General features: G+C 39.5%; 15 protein-coding genes and 1 pseudogene. 6 read left to right on the forward strand and 10 right to left on the reverse strand.

The window, feature by feature from the left end; translation table 11 throughout:
* The 5 genes from E4T71_RS06555 to E4T71_RS06575 all read right to left on the reverse strand — a co-directional run.
* On the reverse strand, positions 1–214 hold a 214-nt coding region (locus tag E4T71_RS06555), incomplete at its 3' end, for a helix-turn-helix domain-containing protein (RefSeq protein WP_135034965.1).
* Positions 215–349: 135 nt separating this feature from the next.
* Positions 350–898, reverse strand: a complete 549-nt coding sequence (locus E4T71_RS06560) for a DUF6036 family nucleotidyltransferase (RefSeq protein ID WP_074485103.1) — start codon at positions 896–898, stop codon at positions 350–352.
* Entirely contained in the window at positions 891–1,178 is a 288-nt protein-coding gene (locus E4T71_RS06565) for a hypothetical protein (RefSeq protein ID WP_135038275.1), read from the reverse strand. The genes E4T71_RS06560 and E4T71_RS06565 overlap by 8 nt, the downstream gene beginning before the upstream one ends.
* On the reverse strand, positions 1,178–1,636 hold the full coding sequence (locus E4T71_RS06570) for a hypothetical protein (protein WP_135038277.1): 459 nt from the start codon (positions 1,634–1,636) through the stop codon (positions 1,178–1,180). Before E4T71_RS06570 ends, E4T71_RS06565 begins: the two co-directional genes overlap by 1 nt.
* Positions 1,626–2,543, reverse strand: coding sequence for an IS1595 family transposase (locus E4T71_RS06575; RefSeq protein ID WP_074485110.1), 918 nt, complete (start codon positions 2,541–2,543; stop codon positions 1,626–1,628). The genes E4T71_RS06570 and E4T71_RS06575 overlap by 11 nt, the downstream gene beginning before the upstream one ends.
* A gap of 330 nt (positions 2,544–2,873) precedes the next feature.
* Between E4T71_RS06575 and E4T71_RS06580 the strand changes: the two genes are divergently transcribed.
* Positions 2,874–3,857: an adenine-specific methyltransferase EcoRI family protein gene (locus tag E4T71_RS06580; RefSeq protein ID WP_135038279.1), complete on the forward strand. Its 984-nt coding sequence runs from the start codon at positions 2,874–2,876 to the stop codon at positions 3,855–3,857.
* 15 nt (positions 3,858–3,872) lie between these two features.
* Positions 3,873–5,111, forward strand: a complete 1,239-nt coding sequence (locus E4T71_RS06585) for a DUF262 domain-containing protein (protein ID WP_135038281.1) — start codon at positions 3,873–3,875, stop codon at positions 5,109–5,111.
* Between the two features lie 247 nt (positions 5,112–5,358).
* On the opposite strand, the gene E4T71_RS06590 is transcribed toward E4T71_RS06585, so the two are convergent.
* The 3 genes from E4T71_RS06590 to E4T71_RS06600 form a co-directional block, all read right to left on the reverse strand.
* Entirely contained in the window at positions 5,359–6,006 is a 648-nt protein-coding gene (locus tag E4T71_RS06590; RefSeq protein WP_135038283.1) for a metal-dependent transcriptional regulator, read from the reverse strand.
* A gap of 67 nt (positions 6,007–6,073) precedes the next feature.
* A complete protein-coding gene (locus tag E4T71_RS06595) occupies positions 6,074–7,855 on the reverse strand; it encodes a metal ABC transporter solute-binding protein, Zn/Mn family (RefSeq protein WP_135038285.1) in 1,782 nt (593 codons plus the stop codon).
* Entirely contained in the window at positions 7,852–8,589 is a 738-nt protein-coding gene (locus tag E4T71_RS06600) for a metal ABC transporter ATP-binding protein (RefSeq protein ID WP_135038287.1), read from the reverse strand. The genes E4T71_RS06595 and E4T71_RS06600 overlap by 4 nt, the downstream gene beginning before the upstream one ends.
* 567 nt (positions 8,590–9,156) lie before the next feature.
* On the opposite strand from E4T71_RS06600, the pseudogene E4T71_RS06605 reads away from it, so the two are divergent.
* Positions 9,157–9,387 (forward strand): annotated as a pseudogene (locus E4T71_RS06605) (transposase); the annotation flags it as partial.
* 237 nt (positions 9,388–9,624) lie between these two features.
* Here the strand turns inward: E4T71_RS06605 and E4T71_RS06610 are convergent.
* A complete protein-coding gene (locus E4T71_RS06610) occupies positions 9,625–10,890 on the reverse strand; it encodes a toxic anion resistance protein (protein WP_135038288.1) in 1,266 nt (421 codons plus the stop codon).
* Positions 10,887–11,564 (reverse strand): hypothetical protein, encoded by a 678-nt coding sequence (locus E4T71_RS06615; protein WP_167758484.1) that lies wholly within the window; start codon positions 11,562–11,564, stop codon positions 10,887–10,889. Before E4T71_RS06615 ends, E4T71_RS06610 begins: the two co-directional genes overlap by 4 nt.
* 483 nt (positions 11,565–12,047) lie before the next feature.
* On the opposite strand from E4T71_RS06615, the gene E4T71_RS06620 reads away from it, so the two are divergent.
* The 3 genes from E4T71_RS06620 (at position 12,048) to E4T71_RS06630 (ending at position 14,500) form a co-directional block, all read left to right on the forward strand.
* Positions 12,048–13,337, forward strand: a complete 1,290-nt coding sequence (locus E4T71_RS06620) for an adenylosuccinate synthase (protein ID WP_135038292.1) — start codon at positions 12,048–12,050, stop codon at positions 13,335–13,337.
* An 11-nt stretch (positions 13,338–13,348) separates the two neighbouring features.
* Positions 13,349–13,837 carry a tRNA adenosine(34) deaminase TadA gene (gene tadA, locus E4T71_RS06625; protein WP_135038294.1) on the forward strand — a complete coding sequence of 163 codons (489 nt, stop codon included), beginning with the start codon at positions 13,349–13,351 and terminating at the stop codon, positions 13,835–13,837.
* An 84-nt stretch (positions 13,838–13,921) separates the two neighbouring features.
* On the forward strand, positions 13,922–14,500 hold the full coding sequence (locus E4T71_RS06630; protein WP_135038296.1) for a hypothetical protein: 579 nt from the start codon (positions 13,922–13,924) through the stop codon (positions 14,498–14,500).
* Positions 14,501–14,644 lie beyond the last annotated feature (144 nt).

The following is a 14,644-nucleotide window of genomic DNA, read 5'->3' on the forward strand; positions in this document are numbered from 1 at the left end:
TAAGGAGTGCCTCTAAACCTCCTTCTAGATAACGGTTCAATAAGTTTCGTACAGTTTGATGAACAAAACCTACTGATTTAGCTACTGCTGTTAAATTCTGACATTCAGAGTAGAGAATGAGAGCTTGAATTTTCCTATGGTGCTGTGCATTCTTTTTATCTTTCAGGGCTTGCTTCAATTCGCTAATTTGATATTCATTTAGTTCGACTTTCATACCTTATAGTATACAGCTATTTTTGTTTTTTTGTTAAGTATTATTTATGGGAACTATATACCAGTTTACACCAACCACAATATATAGTATTTCCGATAATATTAAAAAAGGCGACTTCCAAGCAGAAATCGTCTTTTAATAATGTCTAAATTCTTCTGGATGTTCGGTCATATACTCTGCCAACCATTCCATACCATAGGCTATTTCAAACACTTCTAAAACCATTGAAATATCAGGTTGAAATCCGTATTCTTTGAGTTTATTGATAACATCTTTTATAGAACGAATTTTCACTAGTTTAATAATTTCCCCAGCATCTTGTCTATCCCTATCTCGTCCACTTTCTAGCTTCATTCCGAGAATGTAAGATAGTGGTGGTACAAGAATCGTTAGATTTGAATAGTTAAATGCCTTCTCACAAATAGACCGTGGCGGTATTTTATTCAAATTTGCAACATTGTTGTTCAGCCATAATTCATCAGGTTCATTCACACCAAAATCATCACCAACTTTTGCAATAATACTTCTGATTTTAGCATCTTCTTGATAAAAAGCATCGACATCCTGTGTTCCTCGAAGATTATAATACTCAAGGACAAAACCACCAACACAAATGATTTCAAGGTCTATATTTTCCTTGGATAATTCTGTGTTGAGAGCTTCAAATAAAACTTTCTTATCCATAATTCCCCTCTTTAAACAGCTTCAGAATATCTTTTGGTTGGCTCTTACGATTGGCTTGTAAGACGTGTTCCCTTGTATGCGTACCGTCTGTTAAGGCATCTTGAAGGGTTGTCTTTTGAAAAGGTGACAGGGTAGGATTTTTTAATAACTGTTCAACATCTTCAGCTGTCAGCTTGGTCTCTTCGTCTTGAATAACCTTATAAAGGTAACGAAACCATAAATCGCCATCACTTCCAGCATGTTTGCTGGCTCTTACCATGTAATCATACCATGTTGTCATTATTCTTCCCTCTTATCTTCTCTAGGATTATAGTGCATGGCTATCCAGAGTTTCTTATCAAAATCAGATAACTCTTTTTTCTTCTGATATATACAATCCTTCAAATCAGGGAATTTGAGACTATACTTTTTCTCAAAAAAGTTTTGAAATTCCTCTTTATTCTCTGCGACATCAATCAAGGCTTCCAGCTCTGCCATGTGTTTAGCGATTGCTTTTCTATCTACTTTTTTGAGACTTTCTTTCAACGCATCATAGACACAAGTCTTTGTTAGTTGAGCATAAAAAGAACGATGGTTAGTAACAAAATCAAAACTGTACTTCTTATTCCAGAATTTCGTATACTTGTCATAAAAATTATCAGAAAGACTAACCTGATACCCAATTAGCTTACTATCAACTCTTCGAGAAATAGACCTTTCCAATTCAAAATGTAAATCATTTAGTGTATTAGTAGCCATAAATTAGCTCCCTATATTTAGTACGGACACAGGCATTTGAAAGTAAGAGATTAAAACGCTGACTATCCGAATAATCACGAGTGTTATAACGGAAAACAAATTCATCTACATAGTCTTGAAGATATTTCTTGGACCATGAGTGATAAATTCCTAATACTCCACGTTTCAATCCAGCCCAAAAGCCTTCAATCGTGTTGGTATAAACATCACCTTGCACATACTCACTAATTCCATGATTAACAAAGTCATGATTATACATCTTAGCCACTTTATTATAACCCAGCCATTCATCAGTGTAAAGTTGAGCTGTTTCCTTTACGTATTTGACAATCTGTTCAGTCAATGTTTTCGTCTTTGTATCTGGAACATGATGAGCATTAACTTTACCTTGACGTTGTACCATGCCTACTACAGCAGATTTGTCTTTCAATGAACGCCCTTGAGCATTTTTGACTTTTTTGGAGTTATGACGGTTCTTGTTTTTACCACCTATGTAGGTTTCATCAACTTCCACAACATCATCAAGACTATTGTTGTTTTCAGAACTAAAACACTTACGGATACGTTCCAGCATGAACCAAGCTGTTTTTTGCGTAACACCAATATCTTTTGATAATTGTACAGATGAGATTCCTTTTTTGTGAGAAGTCACAAGCCAAATTGCCATAAACCATTTACGAAGTTCAATTTTAGTATTATCAAAAAGAGTACCAGTCTTAACATTGAAGTATTTTCCAGTATTTTTACAACGGTATTTGTTACCTTTACATTTGTAGACCTTTGAGGTAGCATCAAAAGGGCTGATAATCACATCGCCCCAAATCATATTTTCTAAATGGTCAATACATGACTGTTCGTCTGGAAAAGCAGATTGTAAATCAAATAATGATTTAAACTCAAACTTCATAACTGGTACTCCTTACTTCTTGATTGTATTATATCGAAAATAAGAATGATTGTCAACAAAAATGTAAACTTCTACTATGCAAAAAGCCAGAATTTTGATATAATAGAGTATCAAAAATAAAGGAAATTAAGCATTATGAACGCACTCACAGCTCACAGCTCACAGCTCACAGCTCACAGCTCACAGCTCACAGCTCACAGCTCACAGCTCACAGCTCACAGCTCACGCTGATTATGTAATCGGACGTGTTTTTTGTCAAGCTCTAAAACAGGCTTTTTCACATTTTTGTGAGGAAGCCTTTTATGCTCCCTACGAAAGTGGGGTGGCATAATGGCTGGCTCACTCCACAACGCTAAAAAAGCCAAAAACGATGAGTTTTATACTCGTTATAAAGATATTGCTGAGGAAATGGGGCATTATAGAGAACACTTTAGAGATAAGGTTATCTACTGTAATTGTGATGACCCAAGACAATCAAATTTTTGGCGTTATTTTCATAACAATTTTGCTAGTTTGGGTATTAAAAAACTGATAGCAACACATTTTCAAGAAGATAGCGAACCTTCGTATGCTCTGATTTATGAAGGTGGCGATGACTTCAATATGGAAGCTGGAAATATTGAAACTATTTATGGAGATGATGAGTATACCGCTGGAGATTTCCGGAGCGAGGACAGTATAAACTATCTGAAAGAAGCTGATATTGTTGTGACTAATCCTCCGTTCAGTTTGTTTAGAGAATATATTTCTCAATTAATGGAACATCAAAAAAAATTTATCGTTATCGGAAACAAAAACTCTGTAACATATAAGGAAATTTTTCCACTTATTCAGAATAACCAAATTTGGATTGGTGCTAGAAGTATGAATTCAGACTTTTGGTTGTACGTTCCAGAGGGAGCTGATTATGAAAAATTGGATGAAGATGGAAAAAAAGTAAAGCATATAATGGGTTGTTGGTTTACTAACTTAGATTTACAAAAACGACATGATGGTTTATGGCATGTAGGTGATGTATTTGACCAAACAAAAGCTCATAAATATTACGAAGGGTTTGAGAGTAAATACCCTAAATACGATAACTACGATGCAATAAATGTAGATAATGTTAAAGACATTCCAATTGATTATGATGGTGTAATGGGAGTACCAATAACTTTTATCAATTATTTCAATCCAACTGAATTCGAGATTATTAAATTCAGAAAAGGAGATGACGATAAAGATTTAACAATAGATGGGAAACCTCCATATTTCAGAATTTTAGTTAGAAATCTAAATCCAATTAGTCGTGATGAAGATAAGGGATATTGATAAAAGGAGAATAAAATGAAAGTAAGAAGATTAAGAGATATACTTGATAGGCCATTCACTATCAGAGATTTAGCTAGTGGGTATACCAATAATGATGATGGTGCTACTACTGACGCTGTAAAAGGATATAATGGTAACTTGAATATTCGTCCTTCTTATCAGAGAAATAGCGTATATAACGAAGATAAGAGACAAGCTGTAATTCAAACCGTTTTAGATGAGTGTCCTTTAGGTATTATGTACTGGGTTGATTTAGGAAACGGACAATATGAAGTTCTCGATGGTCAACAACGTATTTTAGCTATTTGTAATTATGTTATGGGGAATTACTCTGTAAAATCAAGTAAATTTCCATCCAGTGCTCCACAACAAGATTTCCCAAATCTTCAGATGAACCTAACTGATTTAGCAGAACAAATTCTTGATTATGAGTTAGACATATATGTTTGTGAAGGTACTGCTTCCGAAAAAATGAAATGGTTTCATGTTATCAATACAGCAGGCGAACCATTAAATGAGCAAGAATTAAGAAACTCTGCTTATACAGGAACTTGGCTTTCTGATGCTAAACAAAGATTTTCAACAAAGACTGGACGTGGCGTTGTACTTGCTGACGAGAATCCAAATAACGATAAAGCGGAACCACTATTAAATGGTAATTGGAATAGACAAGAGTATCTACAAACTGCTATTAAATGGGCTTCACAAAATGATAATGACGATAGTACAAATACAATCGAAGATTATATGTTGAAGCATCAAGGAGATGCAGATGCTTCTGAATTATGGCAAAATTTTTCTGCCATAATTGAATGGGTTCGTGGAAAGTTTATAAGCTATCAAAACAGTTTGAAAGGGATGGATTGGGGAACAATCTACAAAGAGTATCAATTAGGACAGTTAGACAACAATATCATCAAAAATAGTGCTTCTGTCATTAACGAAAAAATTGCAGAGTTGGCAAATGATGATGAAGTCACAACTAAAATGAAAGGGATTTATCAGTACATCATTTACGGAGATTCCAAATATCTCCAACTTAGAGCTTTTGATGATAAAACCATCAAGCAAAAATATGAAGAACAGAGCCATCACTGTGTTTATTGTGTGGATGAAGGAAACAACAGAGAGTATGCTCTTAAAGAACTAGCAGGCGACCATATTACACCGTGGTCTTTAGGTGGAAAAACTGTCCCTGAAAATTGCCAACTATTATGTAAAAAGCACAACTCTTCAAAAGGGAACAACTATTAAAATTGAAAGGCGACTTCCAAAACGGAAATCGCCTTTTTTGATATTCTCATAAATACAATATGTTGTTGTTGGTGTAAACTGGTATATAGTTCCCTTATTTATTAGTGAAAGAGGCTGGGCAAAAACTAGCAATTTCTGGCTTAGCTTGAAATTTGAATAAATAGAAAACAGCTTAGAATCAACGTTTTGAATAACGTAATTCTAAGCTGTTTTCTATTTCGAAGGCTTTTTGCCCAGCCTCTGGGTGTTATGCAGGCTCTACATAGAGCTGATTTGCTAAAGTTAGTGGGAGACTGAGTGTCTTTTCTTGAAATTGCAATTCTAATGTTTGTAGGAAATCATCCTTTTTGAGTAGGTGAAAGATGGTCCCAAGGTGTAAATTCTGATTTTCAAGATAGTCTATGAATTCGGGTTGATCAGGGAATCGACAGAGGACATAGTCCTGATGTGGCTGGACCTGAGATAGTCGTTGGGTGAAGTCTTCTTGTAGCAGTTCCTGCATGCGAGGGATTCGTCCTCCGTGAGGACAATGTTTCGGAAACTCTAGCATAATCTCTAATTGGTTAATAAATTGATCTGAAACACTATGTTCTAAAACTTCTGCTTCTTGATGAATGTCTTGACTGGAATAGCCTAGATTCTGGATTAGAAAGACTTCAATTAAGCGGTGTTTTCGATAGAGATTAGAGACCTGTATCATCCCTTTCTCTGTGACCAAGTAGCCTTTGTCCTTATCCTTCACAATCCAATCTTCTAGGATCATTTTTTTTAACATTTCGGAGGTTGCTGGTTCAGATACCCCCATGAGGTGGGCGATTTCCTTATTGGTCATTTTGCCAGGTGCCTGGCTTCTCTCATAGATACGCTTTAGGTAGTCTTCCTTGTTGGGTGTCATGCCCTTGCTCCTTTGTTCTGCCTTTTAGATTAGTATAGCAAAAAATCAAGGAGTTTTGGACTAGCTCTTACTTTAGACCTTCGTAGATTTTATCCAGATTCCATTTCATCATGGTGTAGTATTGGTCTCCCTCTTCCCCTTTTTTTGCGAGGGAGTCTGTGAAAATTGTGGAGTAGATATCTAGCTGACTTTGTGTAGCTACTTGTTTCATAGCTTTGGGGGAGACAGAGGTTTCTAAGAAGAGGTGTTTCACTTGAGAGTGGCGGATGGTGTCGAGGATGGTTTGGAGTTGTTGGGGAGTTCCTTGGGATTCAGTGTTGATTTCCCAAATATAGGCGGGGGTGACATGATAAGCCTTTGCAAAGTATTTAAAGGCTCCCTCGGAGGTTACTAAGAGTCGTTGTTCCTCAGGGATGTCCAAAAATTTGGATTGGGCTTCTTGGTGTAAGGTTTGGAGTTTTGCGATATAGTTGTCCGCATTTTCTTGGTAGAAATCAGCGTTGGCAGGATCCTTTTTTTGGAGTGCTTTAGTGATGGTATTGACGTACTGGATGCCGTTGGCTAGGTCTAGCCAGGCGTGAGGGTCTGTTTCTCGATTGTTGCTAGAGAGGTAGAGGGGCGTGATTCCTTGGCTAGCAGCGATGACATCCGTGTCGACGGTTTTATGGGCTGTTTGAACCATTTTGGAAAACCAGCCATTGCCACCAGTTTCTAAGTTTAATCCATTGTGGAAGAGTAGATTAGCATCGCTAGCCTTGGCAATGTCCTCTGTAGTTGGCTCATATTCATGAGGATCTTGTCCACGTGGAACAATGCTATAGACATCAAGGCGGTCTTGTCCAACCTGTTTCACCATATCCTCTAAAATGGAATTAGTAGTGACGATGGAGAGTCGCTCTCTAGGTTGTAGGTTGTTAGAATGAGTGGAGTGCTGATAGAGAAAGCCCCAAAATCCCACGATTAGCCCCGCTCCGAGTAGTAGGGGAACTGCAATTTTTTTCTTATTGGTTCCTTGCCTAGCTCCCTTTCTTTTTCTTTTTGGGGAAAATAGAAAGGAATAGGCAAAACAAAGAGCTGCCGCTAAAACAATGGTTGGCCCGGAGGCCCAATTAAAGGTATAGCTGAAGTAGAGACCGATGATGGAAGCACCGACAGCAATTAGGCTGGAGAGACCCATCATTTGTGGGAGTTGGTTGGTCCAGAGGAAGGCTGTTGCTGCGGGGATAATCAGCATGGCGACAACAAGGATAATTCCTACGGATTGCAGGGCAGTGACGGTGACCAAGGTCAAGATAAACATGAGGCTGTAGTGCATGAGATTGGTATTGAGTCCATAACTGCGTGCAAAGTTTTCATCTAGGGAAGTGATGAGCAGTTCCTTGTAAAAAAGTTGGAGGTAGAGTAGAACAAGAAGAAATATGAGAGCGGTAATGAGTAAGTCCAGATTGCTGACGGCTAAAATATTGCCAAATAGGATATGGTGAAGATTGGTAGAGCTCTGGGCAAAGTGAATAAGGATAAATCCCAGGGCATAGAGGGAGCTGAAAACAACACCAATGGTGGTATCCATTTTTAACTGACTTTTGGAAGTGATGTAGCTAATAAGCAGGGCGGCCAGAAAACCGAAAATGGAGGCGCCAATTAAAACGTTGATTCCCAGAATATAAGCGAGGGCTACACCTGGAAGAACGGAATGAGAAATGGCATCCCCCATCAAGGACATTCCTCTCAAGATGATGAAAGAGCCAATGAGCCCTGACATGATCCCAATCAAAATGGATGTAATAAGGGCATTTTGAAGGAAGGGATAAACTTGAAGAGCTTGGAAAAAGTTTGAAATGGCATTCATAAGCGTTCCTCCTGAAAATAGATGGAAGCAAAGTCTGGGTTGAAGGCTTTGGCTAGGTTTTCTGCTGTGAAGACTTGCTGACTAGGGCCTGCTTGAATAACTCCACGATTCATAAGAACGAGTTCGTCGAAGTAATCATGGACTTTGGAGAGATCATGGTGAATAACAAAAATGGTTCGTCCTTCTTGCTTCCAGAGTCTAAGGATTTTCATAATTTGTTGTTCACTTTCTGCGTCAATACCAACAAAGGGTTCATCTAGGATGATGAGATCGGCATCTTGTAAAATGGCGCGTGCTACAAAAGCTCGTTGCAATTGTCCGCCAGACACCTGATTCATTTGTCGATAGGCAAGGTGTTCAATCTGGACCTGCTGCATGACTTGTCTAGCAGCAGCTTTTTCGTTAGGTCCTGGTTTGTGAAAAAGTCCGAGGCGGGCATAGGTGCCTGTTAGAATAAGATCCTGAATTTGAATAGGAAAAGTCAGGTCAATGTCTTTTCTCTGTTCAACATAAGCGATTCGGTGTTTGCGTGGATTTAAGGGTTCATTGTTAAATTGGATGCTTCCGGTTTCTGTTGAGATGAGCCCTAATATGGCTTTAACAAGGCTAGACTTACCAGCCCCATTGGGACCAATCATACCTGTGATTTTTCCTGGATGAAGGGAGAGGGATACATTTTGAAAGACTCTTTGCCCATCATAGGCAAGAGATAAATTTGAAATATCTAAAGTCATAGGACCTCCTTTTGATTAGTAATGAAATGGAGGAGCCCAGGAGTTGGATTTTTGGGAAGCTTTTAGTTTCTAGGTTCCTGCCTCCTGAATGAACTGCTACTCCCTTGTTTGGGATTCTCCATTGGGATTGATGGTTGATGGAAGTATCTACCATTTAAGAATTAAGTTACCCTAATTTTAAAATTTTGTCAACTTAATACAAAAGTTACTCTAGTAGCTTATCTTGAAATTGGAGGGTTGTGTAATTACGGTTAGACACAAAAAAAACTCCAAAACATGTTCGTTTTGGAGGTAATACTCTTTTGCTCTTCCTTAGATTTATTGACTCTATAATTTCTATAATGGGTGAAAATCCAAAATAGAAGTTATAGGGCTTTTTGGGTACGAAAAAAAGTCCCTTATGACCTATAATGTAAAGCGACCAAACTAACACTAGGAGAATCATATGAGACTTATTAAGAATACCACAGAATTGCTTGGTTTAACAGATAGAAACATCAAAATTCTTTTTGCTTTCAAAGAAAAAAACTTTCAAGTGCTTCGAGCTAAATTAGACTACGCTCCTTCTCCTTTCTGCGAAATAAGAAGTTTATTCTCCACTCATTTGACTATCCTTACTCCAATGCACGATTGGAAGCAACGAATAACCTCATCAAAGTCATCAAGAGAAACGCATTTGGCTTTAGAAATTTTGAAAACTTCAAGAAACGCATTTATGTGAATCAGAATATAAAGAGGGAAAGCACTTATACCGTGCTCTCCCGTGTTCAATTATCAAATTCTACAGCTACTGACTAGCACTAAACAGATTCAAAAAGAATCCTTATCTGTGGTGGAATCATCCGCATAAGATGCGGATGACGGAAACTTTGAGACCAAGGCTCAAAGTTTAGTGATGAGACTCCGAAGGAGTCTGCTTACGTCCGCACCACTTTCATAAGGATTCCTAAGAATCTGGATGATGACTAGACTAAAAAATTAAATATAGTCGCTAACGATACCCTATTCACCCATTACAGTTGACAAAGAGCCGATTTATTCAGGTTGCTGGTCGATTTCTTTTTGAGCCGAAACACCTTGATTAAGGAGGCTTTGAATAATGGCTTTGTCACGAAGCTTGACAGAGTCATTGATGCTGTTGGCGGATTCAATAATGGTTTGTTCCAGTTGTGCGCGTTTGTGTCTACCGTCTTCGATAGCTTGAATAATTTGTTGGTTTTGAACCACCAAACTTTCAGCCAGTTTGGTAACGGCTTGCACGCTCATGGTTGGATTTTGGGCGGTACGTTCCAAGGCTGGGATGGCTTCTTTGCTGGTTTCTGCCAGTAATTCTAAGGCTGCATTATTGGCATTGGTAATAGCATCAGCCGTCATACCAGAGCGGACAGATTGTTGGAGGATTCCCAACTGAGCGATTGAGAGCTTCATGGTTGGGATGGTGTTGCGACGGAGCATTCCCAATTTTTGCCGCATATCTGTAGAGACTTTGACCAAGTTTCGCATTTGTGGGGTGGTTGCCCAGGCTACGTAGAGGCGGCTGATGTATTCTGTGTGTTGAATTTCTAGCATATTGACCACTTCTGTTAGGTGGGCTAGTTGGTCTGATTTTACTTGGTAATCGATACCGGCAGGGTCTAAACTAGCTACTTCTTGTTGCAATTGGAAAGCACGCTCTCCAGCTTCTTTTTGGCTAGATTCGATAAAGGCGATGACTCCGACTAAATTTTCGATGGAATTGGTATTTTCTTCAATCAACATTTCAGCAGAGACGATGTTGCGTGCTAAGACTTCTTCTTGGTTGACAACGGCTGCGGCCATACCATCCATTTTCTTCTCGATATTTTGGGAGTCGAAATAGAATTCTTGGAGGTTGTTTTTGCCTTGTCGGAAGAGTTTTTGTAGGAAATTTGGTTTTTCTTCCAAGTCGGCTGGTTTGGCATCTTTATACTTAGCTACGAAGCCATTCAGTTCTCGGTTGGTCTGGGATAGAATGTCATCTACCTGTGGGATCTCTAGTTTCTTTTGTTCGCTAAGAATCTTGTTGACCGTGATATTAACATTTTCCACAGCTTCTTGTCCGAAATCCAAGAGGGAGTTTTTATCTTCCAAAAATTGATCCACGAGTTGAGGTGTACGCTCTTGAATAGCAGATTGTTGCTGGGGAGTTAGTTTATCGAAAAATTGTAAACTGGGTGTGTTGGGATTTTCTGGATTGTTGGCTAGGATAATCTCGCTAGTCTTGTCCTGTTTGAGGGCTTTGTTAGCAATCTTGTCAATGTCAAAGTTGAAGGAATCACTCATTTATTTTCTCCTGTTTCGTTTTCTGGGCTCAGAATGCGGAGACTGATTTCGAAGTCTCGCATGTCGGTTTCATTTAATTGTTTGAGGGTCTCATCCAAGAGGAGGTCAAACTGCTCCATAGCCACTTGCGCTTTCTTGAGGCGTTGCTTGGCCTGGTAATAATCCTTGGGATTTTGGTAGATTTTGAGGTAACCATTTAGGATGTCTTGGAAGTTACTCATTTGGGCTTGGTGGACAGCCATCAATTCTTGTTGGTTTCCGCCGGTAGAATTTTCGATTTTACGGACGATCTCTTGGTGATCTTTTTGAATATTGAGATAGGTCTCGCGGATTTCTTCAGGAATTGGACATTCCCATTGGTTATCATCCATAGGTTCAACATAGGCATTCTTGAGGCGGACTTGCTCCTGGTAGGCTAGTTGTTTGTATTCCTGGAGTTGGTATCTGACTTGTTGTTGGTATTTAGTGGCATTTTTACTAATGGAATTGTAGCGCTTGAGTCCTAGCTTTTTGCGTAGATCAATGGCTTCGGCTTGGATATATTCCAAGCGTTCCAGTGTTTGGTTAGCCAATGCTTGGTAAGCCTCGATTTCTCCCTTGTCGTGAAAGAAGTCTAGCTGGTTCAAATCTAGATCCACCTTTTGGATATCTTGTCGCAGATATTCGATTCTCATTTTTTTATTAGAAGAAACATGAATACGGTGAGCAGCAATAAAAAGAAGGCTCGGCAGTATTAAAGCTTCTAGGGGATCTACCGTGACTGAAAAAAAGAATAATACAATGAGTAGGACAGTGATGGCGCTAGAATTATAAAAATGACTGTGAAAAAAGGACTTTCTTCTATTCATATGTAACCTCTATCTTCCTAAGAATATTCTAGCAAAAAAAGCGAATTTGTGGGGAAAATGGATGGAACTTCCGACTGAAGTCTGAGGTTGCTGCATAAAAATTGAAAAAATTCCGAAAATTGGGTATAATAGGACGTAAAAACTTCTAAGAGCTGATTCTAAATGTGGTTTTGTTCGTGGATTAGCCTACAAAACTATGTTTAAGTAGGAATTATCGTTTTAAAAGCGAACAAGGGATAGAAGTGGACACAAGTACATAGATTCATGAGCTGGCTTTTGCTGGCTCTCGAAAAGAGCAGGAGACGAGATATGACTTCAGTTGTTGTTGTTGGAACCCAGTGGGGAGATGAAGGAAAAGGGAAGATTACGGACTTCCTGTCTGCGAATGCGGAAGTAATTGCCCGTTATCAAGGTGGTGACAATGCTGGGCACACGATCGTGATTGATGGGAAAAAGTATAAATTGCATTTAATTCCGTCAGGAATTTTCTTCCCAGAGAAGATTTCCGTTATTGGAAATGGAATGGTGGTTAATCCTAAGTCTTTGGTTAAAGAATTGCAGTATTTGGCAGAAGAGGGGGTTTCAACTGAGAATCTTCGGATTTCTGATCGGGCACATGTCATTTTGCCATACCACATCTGTTTGGATCAATTGCAAGAAGATGCTAAGGGTGCCAATAAAATTGGAACGACAATCAAAGGGATTGGTCCAGCTTATATGGATAAAGCGGCACGGGTTGGAATTCGGATTGCAGATCTCTTGGATCGGGATATTTTCAAGGAGCGGCTACAAATCAACTTGGCTGAGAAAAATCGGATTTTTGAGAAATTATACGGAGCTGAGTCTCTTGATTTTGAAGAAATCTTTGAAGAATATTATGCCTACGGCCAAGAAATTAAGAAGTATGTTACAGACACCTCTGTTATCTTGAATGACGCCCTAGACCAAGGGAAACGTGTACTCTTTGAAGGTGCTCAAGGGGTTATGTTGGATATTGATCAAGGAACTTATCCATTTGTAACATCTTCCAATCCAGTTGCTGGTGGGGTCACCATTGGATCAGGAGTGGGTCCAAGCAAGATTGACAAGGTAGTTGGTGTCTGCAAGGCTTATACTTCACGGGTTGGAGATGGTCCATTCCCGACAGAGTTGTTTGATGAAGTGGGTGAGCGGATTCGTGAGGTAGGTCATGAGTACGGAACGACAACCGGTCGTCCCCGTCGTGTCGGTTGGTTTGACTCAGTCGTGATGCGCCATTCTCGTCGTGTTTCAGGTATCACCAACCTTTCCCTAAACTCCATTGATGTCCTTAGTGGTTTGGATACCGTCAAAATTTGTGTAGCTTACGACCTTGATGGTGAGCGGATTGACTACTATCCAGCTAGCTTGGAACAGTTAAAATGTTGTCGTCCAATTTATGAGGAAATGCCGGGTTGGTCTGAAGACATCACAGGTGTTCGCAGCTTGGAAGAATTACCAGAAAATGCTCGTAATTATGTCCGTCGTATTTCGGAATTGGTCGGAGTTCGGATTTCAACCTTCTCCGTTGGCCCAGGTCGAGAGCAAACTAATATCTTGGAAAGTGTTTGGAGTCAATAGGAGCTATTTCAATGGACTATAGCCTTGAAGAAAAAGAAGCCTTTATGCGGGAAGCTATTGTAGAAGCTCAAAAGGCACTAACTCTGGAAGAAATCCCTATTGGTTGTGTCTTGGTCAAGGATGGTCAGATTATTGGTCGTGGCCATAATGCGCGTGAAACCTTGAATCGGGCCATTCTCCACGCAGAAGTGATGGCTATCGAAGCCGCGAATACTCATGAGGGCCATTGGCGTCTTCTGGATACCACTCTTTTTGTGACGATCGAACCTTGTGTGATGTGCAGTGGGGCTATTGGTTTGGCTCGGATTCCCCAAGTGGTATATGGGGCTGCAAACCCTAAGTTTGGAGCTGCTGGTAGTCTCTATAATATTCTCGAAGACAGTCGTCTTAATCATCGGGTTAAGGTCGAAGTTGGGATTCTTGAGGGCGAGTGTGCAGGGATCATGCAGCGGTTCTTTCGAGAACGACGGCAAAAAGAAAAAGCCGTTCAGGAAGATTGAAGAGTCGTTTGAGTAACTTAGAGATAGTGGAAAAAGTAGCCAGGCTGGGACAGTTGTTCTAACCTGGCTTTTTAAGGAGTTATCGTGAAAAAGAAGATTTTATTAGGAATAGGATTGCTAGGCTGCTCACTCCTAAGTGTTTATACTGTAAAAACCACTCATCGTAAACAGAAGAGTCTGTCTGGATCTAGCTCTTCAACTTTCTCTGGAAATCAGAATAAGGTTACGTTGCTGACATATCAGCCTGCTTTAAGAGAATCACTAGCTCGAATTCGTCAACAACGGAATTTATCTTATGCATTGGCAGATATTGATCAGGATGGAGAAGAGGAGTTGTTACTTGGTTATAAGTATGGTGATGGTTCGGTGCAGTTAATTGGGCTTTATGATGTTCAGGAGCAGCAAGTGCTCCCATTACTTGAAATGATTCCGGATAGTTTGCAAGTTTTTCAAGAAGGTTATATTGTAACGTATACCTTTTCGGCTACTGGAGGATTGGCGAGACTTTACCAGTTATCGTCGCAGGGTGGACAATTGTTAGAGGAGAAAGCATTCCAAGATGGGCAGAGTCAACCCTTTGAATTATTTGATCTTAAAGCTGAATTTCCTGTGGAACAGCTGTCTTGGAAGTCTGTGTCTGCTGGTGAAGAAGTTGAATTTTAGGGATTATGTTTCTAAAACGAAAGTTTTAAAATGAAGTTAGCCACCTACCTTTACTGTGAGATGAGGACTACAACCCATTCTGATAAGTCATTGATTTCATTTGATGACAGGTTTGGAGCTGTTAGGCTAATTTGCCAAGGCTAA

This window comes from Streptococcus sp. WM07 (assembly GCF_004570525.1).
In the GTDB taxonomy this organism is placed as follows: Bacteria; Bacillota; Bacilli; order Lactobacillales; family Streptococcaceae; genus Streptococcus.

Bases quoted from the DNA above. Each gene is read 5' to 3' on its own strand.
- tadA (WP_135038294.1), top strand. From the start codon at position 13,349: ATGGACTATAGCCTTGAAGAAAAAGAAGCCTTTATGCGGGAAGCTATT.
- E4T71_RS06565 (WP_135038275.1), bottom strand. From the start codon at position 1,178: ATGACAACATGGTATGATTACATGGTAAGAGCCAGCAAACATGCTGGA.
- E4T71_RS06575 (WP_074485110.1), bottom strand. From the start codon at position 2,543: ATGAAGTTTGAGTTTAAATCATTATTTGATTTACAATCTGCTTTTCCA.
- E4T71_RS06600 (WP_135038287.1), bottom strand. From the start codon at position 8,589: ATGACTTTAGATATTTCAAATTTATCTCTTGCCTATGATGGGCAAAGA.
- E4T71_RS06615 (WP_167758484.1), bottom strand. From the start codon at position 11,564: ATGAGAATCGAATATCTGCGACAAGATATCCAAAAGGTGGATCTAGAT.
- E4T71_RS06620 (WP_135038292.1), top strand. From the start codon at position 12,048: ATGACTTCAGTTGTTGTTGTTGGAACCCAGTGGGGAGATGAAGGAAAA.
- E4T71_RS06595 (WP_135038285.1), bottom strand. From the start codon at position 7,855: ATGAATGCCATTTCAAACTTTTTCCAAGCTCTTCAAGTTTATCCCTTC.
- E4T71_RS06585 (WP_135038281.1), top strand. From the start codon at position 3,873: ATGAAAGTAAGAAGATTAAGAGATATACTTGATAGGCCATTCACTATC.
- E4T71_RS06570 (WP_135038277.1), bottom strand. From the start codon at position 1,636: ATGGCTACTAATACACTAAATGATTTACATTTTGAATTGGAAAGGTCT.
- E4T71_RS06590 (WP_135038283.1), bottom strand. From the start codon at position 6,006: ATGACACCCAACAAGGAAGACTACCTAAAGCGTATCTATGAGAGAAGC.
- E4T71_RS06560 (WP_074485103.1), bottom strand. From the start codon at position 898: ATGGATAAGAAAGTTTTATTTGAAGCTCTCAACACAGAATTATCCAAG.
- E4T71_RS06610 (WP_135038288.1), bottom strand. From the start codon at position 10,890: ATGAGTGATTCCTTCAACTTTGACATTGACAAGATTGCTAACAAAGCC.
- E4T71_RS06580 (WP_135038279.1), top strand. From the start codon at position 2,874: ATGGCTGGCTCACTCCACAACGCTAAAAAAGCCAAAAACGATGAGTTT.